The organism is Xylanibacter sp. (assembly GCF_057607445.1).
Window position 1 is genome coordinate 185,713 of the sequence record NZ_DBLZAX010000001.1, and the last position, 15,124, is coordinate 200,836.

General features: G+C 47.6%; 12 protein-coding genes. All 12 read left to right on the forward strand.

The window, feature by feature from the left end:
* Positions 1–6: 6 nt before the first annotated feature.
* On the forward strand, positions 7–750 hold the full coding sequence (gene porT / locus ACZMIG_RS00790) for a type IX secretion/gliding motility protein PorT/SprT (RefSeq protein WP_021855261.1): 744 nt from the start codon (positions 7–9) through the stop codon (positions 748–750).
* 129 nt (positions 751–879) lie between these two features.
* Entirely contained in the window at positions 880–1,047 is a 168-nt protein-coding gene (gene fdxA / locus ACZMIG_RS00795; protein WP_021855262.1) for a 4Fe-4S ferredoxin, read from the forward strand.
* 477 nt (positions 1,048–1,524) lie between these two features.
* Complete coding sequence (locus ACZMIG_RS00800) at positions 1,525–3,177, forward strand: hypothetical protein (RefSeq protein ID WP_487888836.1); 1,653 nt, start codon at positions 1,525–1,527, stop codon at positions 3,175–3,177.
* A 152-nt stretch (positions 3,178–3,329) separates the two neighbouring features.
* Positions 3,330–4,118, forward strand: coding sequence for a hypothetical protein (locus ACZMIG_RS00805; protein ID WP_487888837.1), 789 nt, complete (start codon positions 3,330–3,332; stop codon positions 4,116–4,118).
* Between the two features lie 18 nt (positions 4,119–4,136).
* Positions 4,137–6,224 (forward strand): outer membrane beta-barrel protein, encoded by a 2,088-nt coding sequence (locus tag ACZMIG_RS00810; protein WP_487888838.1) that lies wholly within the window; start codon positions 4,137–4,139, stop codon positions 6,222–6,224.
* Positions 6,225–6,636: 412 nt separating this feature from the next.
* Complete coding sequence (locus ACZMIG_RS00815; protein WP_487888839.1) at positions 6,637–7,425, forward strand: UDP-2,3-diacylglucosamine diphosphatase; 789 nt, start codon at positions 6,637–6,639, stop codon at positions 7,423–7,425.
* A 370-nt stretch (positions 7,426–7,795) separates the two neighbouring features.
* Positions 7,796–8,398, forward strand: a complete 603-nt coding sequence (locus ACZMIG_RS00820) for a hypothetical protein (RefSeq protein ID WP_021855265.1) — start codon at positions 7,796–7,798, stop codon at positions 8,396–8,398.
* Between the two features lie 25 nt (positions 8,399–8,423).
* Positions 8,424–8,990: an RNA polymerase sigma-70 factor gene (locus tag ACZMIG_RS00825; RefSeq protein WP_241210034.1), complete on the forward strand. Its 567-nt coding sequence runs from the start codon at positions 8,424–8,426 to the stop codon at positions 8,988–8,990.
* A 2-nt stretch (positions 8,991–8,992) separates the two neighbouring features.
* Positions 8,993–9,964: a FecR family protein gene (locus tag ACZMIG_RS00830; RefSeq protein WP_487888840.1), complete on the forward strand. Its 972-nt coding sequence runs from the start codon at positions 8,993–8,995 to the stop codon at positions 9,962–9,964.
* Entirely contained in the window at positions 9,961–12,390 is a 2,430-nt protein-coding gene (locus tag ACZMIG_RS00835; protein WP_487888841.1) for a TonB-dependent receptor, read from the forward strand. The genes ACZMIG_RS00830 and ACZMIG_RS00835 overlap by 4 nt, the downstream gene beginning before the upstream one ends.
* A gap of 183 nt (positions 12,391–12,573) precedes the next feature.
* Positions 12,574–12,732, forward strand: a complete 159-nt coding sequence (locus tag ACZMIG_RS00840; RefSeq protein WP_487888842.1) for a hypothetical protein — start codon at positions 12,574–12,576, stop codon at positions 12,730–12,732.
* A gap of 907 nt (positions 12,733–13,639) precedes the next feature.
* Positions 13,640–15,121 (forward strand): AmmeMemoRadiSam system protein B, encoded by a 1,482-nt coding sequence (gene amrB / locus ACZMIG_RS00845; RefSeq protein ID WP_487888843.1) that lies wholly within the window; start codon positions 13,640–13,642, stop codon positions 15,119–15,121.
* Positions 15,122–15,124: the final 3 nt, after the last annotated feature.

The window sequence follows — 15,124 nt, forward strand, 5'->3', positions numbered from 1 at the left end:
TATCAAATGAAAAGACTGTTCACCATAATAACCGTCCTGACAGCTGCACTATGCGCCATGGCACAGGGCAAGACCGTTCAAAACAGACCTTACACCGACCTGAGGCCGTTTCACTTCGGAGTGGTGGTAGGCATGCACCTTCAGGACATCGAGTTTATGAACGTCGGTCCGCAGATTATTACAGGCGCCGACGGGACAACGGCCGAAAAAGTCATCACCTGCGACCAGGACAGATGGGACCCGGGATTCACCGTGGGCGTGCTTGGCGAGTTCCGCCTGAGCAATAATTTCGCGTTCCGCATAGCTCCCGCCATGTATTTCGGCAACAGACACATCACCCTGACAAACCTCACTGACAAGCTTGAGAACGGTGAATATGTCACGCAGAGACAGGATCTTAAGACGGTGTATATATCATCGGCGCTCAATCTGCTGTTCAGCGCCCCCAGACTCAACAACACGCGTCCGTATCTCATGGCCGGAATAAACCCCATGATAAACCTTTCGGGCAAGGACAACGACTACATAAAGCTGAAGCGTTACGACGTGTTCCTCGAATTTGGTCTGGGCTGCGACTTCTATCTGCCTTATTTCAAGCTGCGCCCCGAACTGAAGTTCTGCTATGGACTTATCAACAGTCTCGACACCAGCCATCCCGACAAGTTGAAAGACCAGAACATGATCATGTATGCCAAGTCGGTAAAGGAGGCACGCAGCAAGATGATAGTATTGTCGTTCTATTTTGAATAGACAGACTGCAATCGTTAAATAAATTAAAAACAGATACCTAAAATTAGGTATTTAAAATAAAAGCACTACCTTTGCAATGTACGAAAATAGGTACAAAAACATTATTAATTAAATAAAAACAAGATTATCATGGCTTACGTAATTGGTGACGATTGTATCGCTTGCGGTACATGTATCGACGAATGTCCGGCAGGAGCTATTTCTGAAGGCGAAAAATATTCTATCAATCCTGACATGTGCACAGAGTGTGGCACTTGCGCAGATGTTTGTCCTTCAGAGGCTATCAGCCTTCCTTAAGGAATTGCTCCAGGAAATTCTATTAAGGCGGTCCGTTTATTACGGCCGCCTTATTTTATTTAATGCAACATTTCGGCCGACACCATTTAAATTACGGACATAGAATTATTCGTCTTTTAGCACAAATCATCGTGACTGCATGCTGATTGTGCCGATACAAATATCTGACAATCAGCCACATATAATTTTGTAGACTTTTGTAGACAAACAATATTATAAAAGTTTCGCAACAAAGTCGAAACTTGTTATATTTGCACAATGGAATAAGAGACAGAGATGTTTAGCAAACAACACATTACATAATAAAAAAGGCACAAGCAAAAATACATTGGTATTTTTTACTTTACGTATTACTTTTTTGTTTAATAATTTATCCTTTTAAATTCTTACTTTTGTAACATGAAGAGTTTGTTTTACATCATTGCAACCTTATTCCTTCTCTTGTTTTCGTGTACCGACAACAACCGACAAACAGCCATGCTTGTACAGGCCGACAGCATTGCCGACAAGAACCCTGACTCTGCACTGATTATGCTAAAAAGCATAAAACCGCTGATAGATAACTCGCCTGCCCCTGTGCGCTATCGTTACTTAATGATTGAAGCAAAGGCAATGAACAAGGCATACGTGCCGTTCACGTCCGACAGCACAATGAAAAAAGTTGTAAGATATTACGACAAACATGGTTCTGACAACGAACGCATGCTTGCACATTATCTGCTGGGATGTGTATATCGCGACTTAGACAGCATTCCGCTAGCATTACAATGCTACGAAGACGCTGCCGAAATGGCCGATACCACAGATGAAGACTGCGACTATGCAACGTTAAGTCGTATTTACGGACAAAGTTCTGAACTATTTAGCAAAGAATGGATGTCGCAAAATATCCTAACGTCATCAAGAATGTGTTATAAATATGCTATGAAAGTAAAAGATACATTAACAGCATTGATAGCATATCATTCAAGCGCAGAAGCTTACAACTTACTTGAAGAATCCAATAAACAAATTGAGATATGCGAAACTGTATCAAAATTATATTTCATGTACGGCTATAAAAACTATGCAGCAATGGCTTTAGGAGCTCTCGTCCTGACTTACTCAAAAAATAAAGATTTTAAGAATGCATTAAGATGCATAAAACGCTACGAATGTGAATCAGGATATTTCGATGAAAAGGGAAATATAGAGAACGGTAGAGAGATTTATTATTACTATAAAAGTATATATTTCCTTGGTATTAATAGAACTGATTCTGCAATAATATATTTAAAGAAATTACAACATGCAGATAAGCAGACACTAAACACAAAGATTGCTATTGCTCATGGCTTATCACTATATTATAAAAAGTTAGGTAAATCAGACTCTACCGCAAAATATGCATTACTCAGCTATGAACTTGACGACAGCCTATGCACCCATCTCATGAGGTCAAGTTGTTCAACCATACAAGCACAATATGATCATAATAAACTTCAAAACGAAATAAATAAGAAAGAGATAAAAGCCCAAAGGGCTACCAATACAGCATTAGTAATCGCTATAATATTGATAATCGTTGTGTTTTCATCATTTCTGATTATCAGAAGAAAGCGTGAATTAGCCTTAAAACAAAAACAACAGTTAGAAAGAGACAACGAAACATTATTGCAGGCACAAATGTCACTACAGGCCATGCTCGCACAAACACAGGAAGAGCGAAACACAATAGCTGAAGAATATAAAAAGACTATCAGTGAACTGACCTTAAGACAGAAAAAAGTTGACACTGCCACTGTGGAAGAAAGACTGCACAATTCTGAGATAGCAAAAAAATTCAAACAAATTGCAGACACCCCAAATCTTTCACCAGATAAAAACGAATGGCATGAGTTGCGATCAATGTTTAACAGAGAAATTCCACAATTTTATTCTACTGTAAACAGTCGACATACATTAAGACCTGACGAATACGACCTGTGCATGCTAGTGAGACTTAACTTTAAGACTCTTGAAATGAGCAATCTTATGCATTGTTCAAAACAGAACATTTCTGCCATGAGACGGCGAATGCTGCAAAAGATGCTCGGACACGACGGCTCACCAAAAGAATTTGATGAATTTATTATGGGCATAATAGAATGAATCCTAGCATATAATAATTTGATAATCAATAAGATATAAATTTGTAGACTTTTGTAGACTGAGAAAAGTTAAATTGTTTAGCGGCAAAGCATAAAAATATTATCTTTGCATAAATCTTCAGTACAGATAAACACAAAAAGACAAGAAGTCGGATGAATACGTTGCGTACCATAATATTTTTATGGCTCCTGTGTGTAAACGGTACGGCTGTTCTTTTGGCACAAAATGACACGGATACGAAAAGAATAAGCATAAAGACGGAAAACACACTGCACGAGAGCCTTAGCAGAAGCATTACAGAGATGCCGAAGGCTAATCATGCCCTAAGCATTGACAGCTCTGTCATACGCGGCAAGGCCGACATACCAGCCATACAGATGCTAAACACGAATGAAAATAACGAGCTTCACGGAAACTATGATATTTATGGGTATATGCCTCTTTGGGCATGGAAGAACATAAACATCGACGTGAGTGGAGAACAGCAACACTATATAGGACTTGCAAACATCAGCAGCGGTACAATGGCCGTAGACCTTAGTTTACCCAATCTTTATATCCGGCTGTACAGCAAGGCAAACAAATTCTCTTACTATCACGGACTGCAAACCGTATGGGGTATGGGCGGAATAATAAACTATCAGATCAGCAGACGGCTGTCGCTTTGCGCCTTCGGCGAGTTTTATACAAGAAATCCGTACATAGGTCATGCAGCCATGCCGTATCTTCCTTATAACTGTTACGGAGGATATCTGAGGGTGGAAACATCAGGACCGGTAAATATGGACGTTGGCGTGCAAAGCCGCTACAACGCTTATGACAGATCATGGGAGACGTTGCCGATTGTCAGACCATACCTGAACACTAAATCGAAAGTTAAGTTGGGAATAGACTTCGGTTCACCAATTAAAAACATTCTTATGAGTATTTTTGGAAAATAACAATAACAGCAAACAGATATGAAAATAAAAGTATTGTGCGGCATATTCAGCCTTTCTGCACTTACATGTGCGGCACAGACTGCAACACCCGGCGATTCGCTGCGGATGGACAGCATCATACACAATCTGCCGGAAGTGATGGTGAGCGGCGAACGCCCCATGGTGAAGGTAAAAGGCAGCGCACTGGTGTATGACATAAAACGAATAACCGAAAAGAAGCCTGTAGACAACGCATACGATGCGCTGAAGGAACTGCCGGGCGTGGTGGAAATGAACGGACAACTGACGCTTGGCGGACAGGGCGCCACGGTGATATTAGACGGACAGGTGACAAACCTTACTCAGGAACAGCTCACGCAGGTGCTGAAGAGCGTGCCCAAAGACAGACTTGCAGATGTGGAGATAATGTATAACGCACCGGCTAAGTATAACGTAAGAGGTGCGTGCATAAACATAAACTTCCTGCATGAGACGGCGCAGGAACAGAAACTGACGGGTGAGGTGTTCGGCGTTTACGACCAAAGTCACGACGCTGCGTTTCAGGAACGTGCCAGTCTGGTGTACGCCGGCAAGAAGATGAGCATCGACTTCATGTACTCGCACGACCACGGAAATTCGTACAAGACAACTGAAACCGACTCGCACCATAGTCTTAACGACGGCAACGTGTATGACATCTCGACATTTCAACGCAGCCGTACACGAGGACACAACCACCAGATGCGCCTGTCGATGGGATATAACTTTGCCGAAAACCATAATCTAAACGTTACTTACTACGGCTCTTACGCCCCTGGACATACAAAACAGGAGACTACGGGATCAATAAATTCAAAATACGGCATCGACTCTGATCCGTGGACTCATGACATTGCCGCCGACTACAAGATGCCGTTCGGCACTAACATCGGCGCTGAATATACGTTCTATAAGGCTCCGCAGACGCAGACACAAAGCAGCGTATTGACTGACGGCTCGCTCGACTATGTGTCTGACAGCCGGCAGAAGCTGAACATCTGGAAGGTGTATGTAAAGCAAGACCATACGCTGAAGAACGGATGGGGACTGAACTACGGCGCGACTTATTCAACAAGTTCGGACAACAGTTATCAGAATTACCTTAGTACGGTAAACAGGCCTCAGGACCTGCCTGACAACATTAGCGCAAGCAAGCGCGAGAACATCGTGAACATATACGCCGGATTCAACAAAAACTTCAACAATAAGCTGATAATAGACGCGTCGCTGGCTGCCGAATATTATAACAATCCTTCATGGAACGAATGGAACTGGCTGCCTACCGTCAACGCAACATGGATTCCGTCGCAGGGACACATCCTTCAGTTCGGCTTCAGCAGCTACAGCACTTATCCCGAATATTGGGCAGTGCAGAACTTCACGAGCTACAACAACGGCGGATATGGCGTGATTGTGGGCAACCCGGACCTTAAGCCCATGCGCGAATATTCGGCACAGCTCACTTATGTGCAGAAAAACAAATATGTGTTCAGAGGATGGTTTACGCACACTGACGACCTGTTCATGCAGACTCTTTATCAGCAACCTGACGAACTGAGGGAAACATTCAAAGTTATGAACTTCGACTTCCAGCAGCAGGCAGGACTCATGGCGGCTGTTCCGCTGAAACTTGGCAAATGGTATAGTGCCAACCTTACAGCCTTAGGTGTATGGCTCAGACAGAAAGACTCCGACTTCTACGACATTCCGTTCGACCGCGACATCGTGTACGGAATGTTCACGTTGCGCAACGACTTCCACATTTCGTCGCAGCCAGAAATAACGCTTTCTGTAAACGGCATGGTGCGAACCAAGGCACTTCAGGCCGACTATGACCTGCCGGCATCGGGCAACGTGGACGCAGCCCTGCAGATAAAGTTCCTGAAGAACAAGCGTGCAACGCTGAAACTCTACTGTGCTGATATATTCGAGACGGCGCAGATTAATCCCTACATCAACTTCAAGGAGCAGCGTCTCGACATGGACATGTCGAGCTATCGCTATTTCGGCGTGTCGTTCAGCTATGCTTTCGGCAATTATAAAGAAAAAGAACACAAGAAAGTTGACACATCGAGATTCCTGAAATAGCATCTTTGCCAAGTCGCCCATGCTTCAGTTATGCTGACGGCACGCGCAGCTGATGCGGTCATATAGATAATATTTACAGAATCATCACGCAACAGGCATCCTGCTTCACCGTCAGTTGGATGCCTGTTTTTGTTTTACACAAACCATAATAAAGCATATGCCGTATTGCCGTTTTATCCAAAATCAGGCATCAGGATACAGTCTGTATTTTGCTTTATATCGAGCTTATTGCCGTTCGCTTTAACGTCCGTCGCAATATGTGCCAACACAATTTTACCTAAATGTAATTTGTTCAACATATCATTGACACATCTATTTTGCAACTTTGCGGCAGAAACATTTAGAACGTAACGAAGCGGCTGTTGCCGTCTGCGGCAGCCGGTATTCGCTCGGAAATATACTTTATGACATTATGCGTCTGCGTAAATTTTATTCAACGATAGTGCTGTCCGACATACATCTTGGCACGACACACTCAAAGACAACAGAAGTTACTGATTTTCTGAAGTCGGTCAACTGCCGCCGCCTCATTCTTGACGGCGACATAATAGACGGCTGGGCACTGCGCAAGGGCGGTACGCGCAAATGGCAGCCCAAACACACTGACTTCTTCAAGGTGATAATGAAGATGATGGAGAAACAGGGCACCGAAATAATATACGTCAGGGGCAACCACGACGACTTTATCGACAGCATGGTGCCGTTCACGTTCTACAATATACGCTTCGTCAAGGACTTTATACATGAGAGCCACGGTCGTCGCTATTATGTTACCCACGGCGACATCTTCGACACCGTCACCACCAACATGAAGTGGCTTGCCATGCTCGGCGACGTGGGCTATACGTTTCTGTTGTGGCTTAACAAGATATACAACAACTACCGCACCGCCCACGGCAAGCCTTACTATTCGCTGTCGCAGGCCATCAAGCAGAAGGTGAAGTCGGCTGTGTCTTACATATCCGACTTTGAGCAGGAGCTAGTAAGGCTCGCGAGGGCACGCCGCTGCGACGGAGTTATTTGCGGACACATACACCATCCGGCCGACACATATTATGGCGACATCCACTATCTCAACTCTGGCGACTGGGTTGAAACGATGTCGGCACTTGCCGAAGACGAAAACGGCAACTGGTCGGTGATAAGATACGGCGATATGCTTGCCGGCAACCGCATGTCTGAAAGGCAGATTGCATCGTGACGGCTGCGCGGCTGTCCGTGCGCAGAAGATGCTGCGCGATAAGCAATATTCAGAATCTTTTCCTCCCGGCTGTGACAGTCGGATTATCACTATACTGTTTTTTATTGGTACAAGACTTGTGGCTGATTGCATGTTCTTGTTATGACAGACGGCCGTGCTCCGCAGGATTTTTCCTCGGGGCACGCCTTTTTCTTGTTTTTCTGTAACGGCTTTTCCCTCTGTTTTTCCCTTTTATACAAGGCTTTCCACGGTCTGCAAACATTTTTCTGAAAAAAATGCGGAAACAGGATAGGGGTATTTTGCTGAGGCTGCGTTATAGGGGCAAAGAGAGACAAAAGTAAATAATATTAACAATAAAAAATCGAGCATTATGAAATTTAAAGTATTTGTATTATCTTTGTGCATTTTCGCAGGTGTCAACATGGCTAACGCCCAGGACAACAGACATGAGATACGTGTTTCGGTGAGTGACGGACTGACACAGAGCGCAGTCGATGTGCTTGGACTCGGACTTGCAGATGCCGTTACCGGCAGCAAGCGCACAGACGAGAAAGCCTCGATAGTTTACGGACTCGGCTACCGCTATGCCGTCGGACGCTTCCGCGTAGGTGCCGACCTCGGCTTCGCCCACACAACAAGCAAGCTGACGCTCTCGGGCGACAAGATGCCTTCGATAAAAGAACGCGAGCTCAACTTCATGATACTGCCCACGGCAGAGTTTGTTTATCTTAAAAGCAGACTTGTTGAGCTTTACGGAAATGCGTCGGCCGGAGTGAGCCTGAAGCGCCACACCGAGACCGGACTGACAGAAGCCGGAAAGGCTGCTGCCGCCAAAGCCGACCTTAACACGTCGTTTGCATATCAGGTTAATCCTATAGCGCTGCGTGTTGGCAACGAGACGATAGGTGCGTTCGTTGAGGCCGGACTCGGTCACAAAGGCTTCGTTACAGCCGGCTTGAGCTTCAGATTTTAGTTATTTGTAATTATATGCGTACGCAATGATGAAAGTCAGTAGAAAAGAGCTTTTTAAATCGAGATTTCTGAAACATTATCCGAGGCTATGCTGCATAGCCTACGGATATGTTTCCGACAGGGCCGACTCTGAAGACATTGTTCAGGAGCTGTTCGTAAGCGTGTGGGACAAGAATCTCGACGACATGCCTGAAAATGAGTTTGCCGCATACATAACCACAGCCGTGCGAAACCGCTGCATTTCGTTCTTGCGTAAGCGTACATGCGACATTGTGCCGATTGACGGCCGGCAGGTAAGCGCCGAGACAATGGCTGCCGACGAAGGCCATTGCAGCGATGAGCCTACTATGGAGGAGAGGCTCGAGGCGGCCTTGGCTACGCTGCCCACGCGGTGCAGGGACATCTTCATGATGGCCAAGCTGCACGGAATGAAGTACCGCGAGATAGCCTCGAGCCTTAACCTGTCGGAAAAGACTGTTGAAAACCAGATGACAAAGGCTCTGAAGCTGCTGCGTCAGTATGCCGCCGCCAACAGTTTTGTAGTGACGGTTCTTGTAACAATCATTTTATCAATTATTTTAAATCGGGAATAAAGATGAACAGCAATGAAGATATCAACGGGTTGCTTGCGAGGCATTTTGCCCATGAAGGGCTTACGCCGCGGCAGCAGAGCGTGCTCGACAGCTGGATAAAGGCTAATGAAGGAGAGTATGAAAAGCTGAAGAAGCTTATGGGTGCGCCTGTTGCCACGCCCGACCCGGCCACATTCGATGCCGGTGCTGCATGGCGCAAGGTTGAGCCGCGGCTCAGCGGCAGCCGTTTATGGCACGGTCTGCACCGCAGGGCTATGCTTATTGTGTCGGTGGCGGCTGCGCTGCTGCTCATGGTTGTCCTTGCGCTGCCGTATCTTTCGGGCAGCCGCGGCTCGGACGTTATGCAGTATGCCAACAACGGAACCGTGGAGCAGCACATCATCCTGCCCGACAGTTCGGAGGTGCTGCTCTATCCTGAAGCCACGCTGGCCTACAGCGACAAGGGTGTCGACAGGGTGCGCACAGCCCGCCTGAGCGGCAAGGCCTTCTTCAAGGTCAAGAAGCTGCACGGCGCAAGCTTTAAGGTAGAGACCGGCATGATGAACGTTACGGTGATGGGCACCTCGTTTCTTGTAGACGCCACTCATGGCGGCCACGCCGGAGTGTATGTCAAGACCGGAAAGGTGAAGGTTGCCACAGATCGCGCAAGCGTTGTCATAGAGGCAAACGAGAAGGCCGAACTCATAGACGGAGAGCTGCGCACCGGAGTGATAGGCTCGCCCGCCACGCGTTTCGGCAGCGACGATGCCGACGTGTCGATGGTGTTCAGCAACGAGCCTCTGCCAAAGGTGGTGAGCGAGATAGAGAGCAACACCGGCATACGCATTGACCTCGGTGCTGGCCTTGACGACAACTTCATAACAACCCGCATCGACGGTGCCGACGGCGACGAGATAGTGAAGGAACTGGCATTTGTCTGCGGATGCAAGTATAAGACGGTGGTGGCCGGTAAACATTACATGCTATATAAATGAACATACGAAGAATACTGTGGGTATTAGTCCCTATTCTGTTTCGGATAACTCTGGCGCACGCGCAGGCAACGGACAATGCGCGTGCGCTTACCGAAGAGACTTTGCGCGTTGAAGCCTCTTCTGCCACCGTGCAGCAGTGGCTGTCAAGGATAGAGACCGGCCTCGGTATTGTCATTTCATATAACCCCGCACAGATCGACGTCGATAAGGTCAGGCGCATCGACCGTCCGGGCGTCTACACCGTGGGGACTCTGCTCTCTAAGGTGCTCGACGGATATAAGGTGCGCACGGCCTTTGTGCCTCCGCGCAAGCTGCTGATTCAGGCAGAGAAGATAGAGAACGTATGCCTTGGCGGAACGGTGCTCGAGGAGGAGAGCGGCGAGCGCCTTTACGGTGCCGTCGTAAGTATCGACAACGGCGGGGGCAGGCGCACGGCTGCCATTACCGACGCCAACGGCGTTTACCGCCTTTACGTTCCGCCGGGCACTTATGTGCTCAATGTTTCTTATATGGGATATGCCCCTTCGAGCCGCCGCATAAGTGTGAGCGGCAATTGTCATATTGTTACGCATCTTGAGCCTTTGCCGTTTGAGATAGAAGAGATAACCGTAGAGACATCCAGGCGCGACGGCGAACTGGGCGAGACAACGCCCTCAAGCATGCTCTCGTTCAGCCGCAACGACCTCTTTTCGCAGATATGGATTCTGCCCGGAGTTATATCGTCGATGGCAGGTAGCAACCTGCAGGTGGACGGCGGCAGCAACGACGAAAACCTGTTTCTGCTCGACGGCGTGCCCGTGTTCCATCCGGGACATCTCAACTCGCTGCTGCCCATATTCAACGGCGACGCCGTAAAGAATGTGGTGTTCCATAAGGGCTTCTTTTCCACTCGCTTTGAAGGGAGGCTCTCGTCGGTTACTGAGGTTAATCTTAAAGACGGCAACAAAAACGAATTTGTCAACACCCTCTCGCTCGACATGCCCGCCGCATCGGTAACACTTGAAGGACCGATCGTGAAGGACAAACTTTCATATATGGTGGGCGCACGGAGAAGCTGGCTCGACTTCTTCGACAACATGCGGTCGGAAGACGACCGCCTTAACCATTCAGCTTACGACTACAATGCCAAGCTGTCTTATTCAATATCGCCGCAGACATCGCTCAGCGCCATGGCCTACGGCGCGCGCGACGACTATCACATGCCGCTGTACGACGGCGAGACCGGCACAGTGCTCAGATGGAGCAACGACATCTGCCAGCTTTCGTTCAACACGCAGGCGGGAAAGCTGGGCAACACCACGTCGCTCTTTTACTCCGGACACACCAACCGCGCGCGCATAGACATGCTCGGAGTCGACTCTACGGGCTACGTCAGAAGCGGCATACGCTCGTTTAACGCCTCTACAGAGTTCAGCTACACCCTCGACAACGTTTACAGTGCGCGCTGGGGCGCCAAGTATTCTTACGACACCTACCGCATTGCGGCTTTCGGCAGCGACGTCCGCACCCGGCGCGAGCTTATCAGTCAGGCGTCAGTGTTCTATGACAATCACATACGTGTGTCGCAGCGGCTCTCGGTTCAGGTGGGTGTCCACGGCGTAGGCTATTTTCCTCACGGCAGCAAAGACTATTACAGCATACAGCCACGTCTGTCTGTCAGATATTTCCCTACAGACAGCGACCTGCTCTATCTGCATTTCTCAAAGATGGAGCAGTTTTATCATTGCCTGCGGCTTTACAACTGGGACCTGCCTACCGACTTCCGCATGCCCAGCATAGACGGCTACAAGCCGCGTTCGTCTGAGCATTATGAGGTGGGGTGGAAGCATTTCCTTACCGGCGGTCTGTTTGAACTGTCGGCTTTCTATAAGACACGCCGCAACGTAGTGGCCATGCGCCCCGATGTTTTTGTTGACGATGGCGGCTGGGATCAGTATGTCATGGTGGGCAGCGGCGACAGCTATGGCCTCCGCCTTTATCTCAACAAGAGCTGGAGGCGCTGGATGCTTCAGTTCTCGTATGCCTTTTCGCGCAGCCGCGAGTGGTTTGACGACATGCCCGACCGCGGCCGCATGCCGTCGCTCTATGACGTTCCCCATCAGTTGGCTGCAGCCTTGTCGTATAAGCTCAATGCCCATTCGCTCGTTTCCGTCGGCGGCATGATGCGCTCCGGCAAGGTGCTTGAGTTTGGCGATGATTTCAACACACCGCCCGAGGAGCAGTTCCGCACCATGCGCGAGCCGCTGGTTTATCGTGTCGACGTGGGCTATTCGTTCGAGAAAGCCTTCGGCCGCAAGCTCCTTGCCCTGCGCTGCGGTCTGTATAATGTGGTGGGCCGTCCGTCCGACGAGGATGTCCTCAGCTTTTATTCTGCCACATGGCACGGCAACTGTCTGCCTTATGCGAGCATCAGCTTTAAGTTTTGAGCTTTGTTATGTACTTATTCCGTTATGTTAAAATGTAAAATAAACGGATTGTTTCCGACCGTTTGACGCTCTCAGAATGCCATTTTTCCTCACGATTCAGTCTTTTCATCTTAAAAATGTCATAATTTTCATGTTTTAGTTAAGCTGTTGATTTACAGCTGATTATGTCGTTTTAAGAAGAAAATGGCAACAGTTAAAAAATATTACTCTGCCGTTTACGGTGCAAAAGTGGCCCGTTTACGTTCTGAAACAGCCCCTTTTGTTAGTCAAAATCCATTGATTTGGCCAACAAAATCATACTTTTTATGGCAAAATAACGGCATAAACGTAAATGTATGTTAATGGAATGTCGCTATAAGTATGCACATATTAATATCCGTTATATATTTATTTTCTATTTCCCAAAAATCTTTTGTCCTGATTTTTCCGTTAAAATTTTTATTCAAAAGAGTAATGTTTTGTTTGATTTATATCGAACATTAATTATTTCAATCCGCTTATCTTCCTATGTAATATGCATTTCGGATCACAGATCCTTATACTTAATTCCGGCAGATTGCAAATCAGCCGGCACATTAGCCTTGTTGCGAAACAATTTCTTATAGCTGTAATTATCCAACATAGCATTTGACTTTAACTCCTTTAACTCCTAATAATAAAAGCATTTGTCTTAACTCCTAAATAATAAAAATTCCCTTTCTTTTCTCAATTATTTTTCTAGTAGCATGTAATATTAGGCTCTGTTGTTTAGAATCCGCAAAGCAAATGTTCTGCCGGATATGTTATCCGGCAACATAAAATATAAGGATTTTCAATCCGCTTAACTTCCTTTTTATAAATAAATTGTATTAATTTCGGATCACAGATTCTGATATTCAATTCCGGCAGATTAATTTTATTGATTGTCGGCTGCGCTCGGCATAACCAAATGAGATTTGCTTCTGCTCTCGCTTGCACGACAATTGCAAATCAGCCGGCACATTAAAGTGAAAAACTAAGAGTGAAAAGTGAAAAATCCAAATGCTGAACTGGTTTATAGCAACAAAACATTTGACTTTAACTCCTAGCCAACTTGTTGGCGATAACTACTCTAACTCCTTTAACTCCTAATAATAAAAGCATTTGTCTTAACTCCTAAATAATAAAAAAATTCCCTTTCCTTTCTCAGTTATTTTTCTTATTTTTGCGATATAAGAATAATTTATTCACAACACCCTTGAAAGCAAAACTGTTAATTATACTGATTATTATGGCAACACACATTTCTCAGTCATGCTCACGCAGTGCAGACGATATACGTAAGCCGGCCGTTGCCGGGCAGTTTTATTCAGCCTCGGCAGACACGCTTGCCAATGATGTCGACGGTTTTCTGAAGTCAGCCGGAGTAAGTCATGCCGACGACGTGCGCGCCGTCATCGTGCCCCATGCAGGCTATGTTTTTTCGGGAGCTATGGCGGCAAAGGCATATATGCGCATTAATCCGGCAAGAGAATATAAGCGGGTGTTCCTGTTGGGACCGAGCCATAAGGCAGCCTTCGACGGTGCTTCGGTCGACAACCTGTTCGGTGCTTACGCCACGCCGCTTGGCAACGTGGAGATAGACCTCGACGTGTGCAATGACCTGTTGCGTGCTGACAGCGTGTTCTGCTGTCTGCCCAAGGCACACGACGGCGAGCACTGCCTTGAGGTGCAGTTGCCTTTCCTGCAGCGCCATCTGGACAAGATGCCGCCCATAGTGCCCATAATAATAGGTACGCAGGATCTTGACAAACTGCAGCGCGTGGCCAAGGCCCTGCAGCCATACTTCACCGCCGACAATCTGTTTGTCATAAGCAGCGACTTCTCTCATTATCCACGTTATGACGACGCCGTTGAGGTGGACGGCATCACGGGGCGAGCCATAGAGAAGGCCTCGCTTACAGAGTTTGTAGGCGCGATTAACGACAACGCCTCGCGCCACATTTCCAACCTCTACACAAGCGCATGCGGACAGTCGCCCATAGCCGTGCTGCTCATGATGATGAGTGATGGCGGAGGCCTGACCATGGAGCATCTGGGATATTGCAACTCGGGCGACTCACCCTACGGCGACCACGACGGCGTGGTGGGCTATCATGCCTTTGCCGTTACGGGCGGAAAAGCCGAAGGCGGCGGAGCAGAAAAGGATGCGGCGTTCGGTCTTACGGCAGACGAGATGCGCACCCTGCTCGGCATTGCGCGCCGGACAATAGAGAATACGCTTAACGGAAACGGCGGACAGCCGTGCGACACAACCAAACTTAGCGAAACGCTGAAGGCACGCTGCGGAGCCTTCGTAACGCTGACGTCAGGCGGCCGTCTGCGCGGATGCATAGGCAATCTTGTAGGTTACAGGCCGCTGTATGCCACGGTTGAAGAGATGGCTAAGTCGGCAGCTTTTGAAGATCCGCGCTTTTATCCCGTGCGCAAGGATGAGCTTAATGACATTAAGATAGAGATATCAGTGCTTTCGCCGCTGCGCCGCATATCGTCGATAGACGAGTTTCAGCTCGGCCGCCACGGGCTGTATATTGTCAAGGGTGCCAGCTCGGGCACGTTCCTGCCGCAGGTGGCAGATGAGACTGACTGGACTAAGGAAGAGTTCTTCGGCCACTGCTCGCGCGACAAGGCCGGACTTGGCTGGGACGGATGGCGCGATGCCGAGCTGTATGTTTATGAGGCCGAAGTGTTCGGCGAGGCCGACGGCGAATAAATA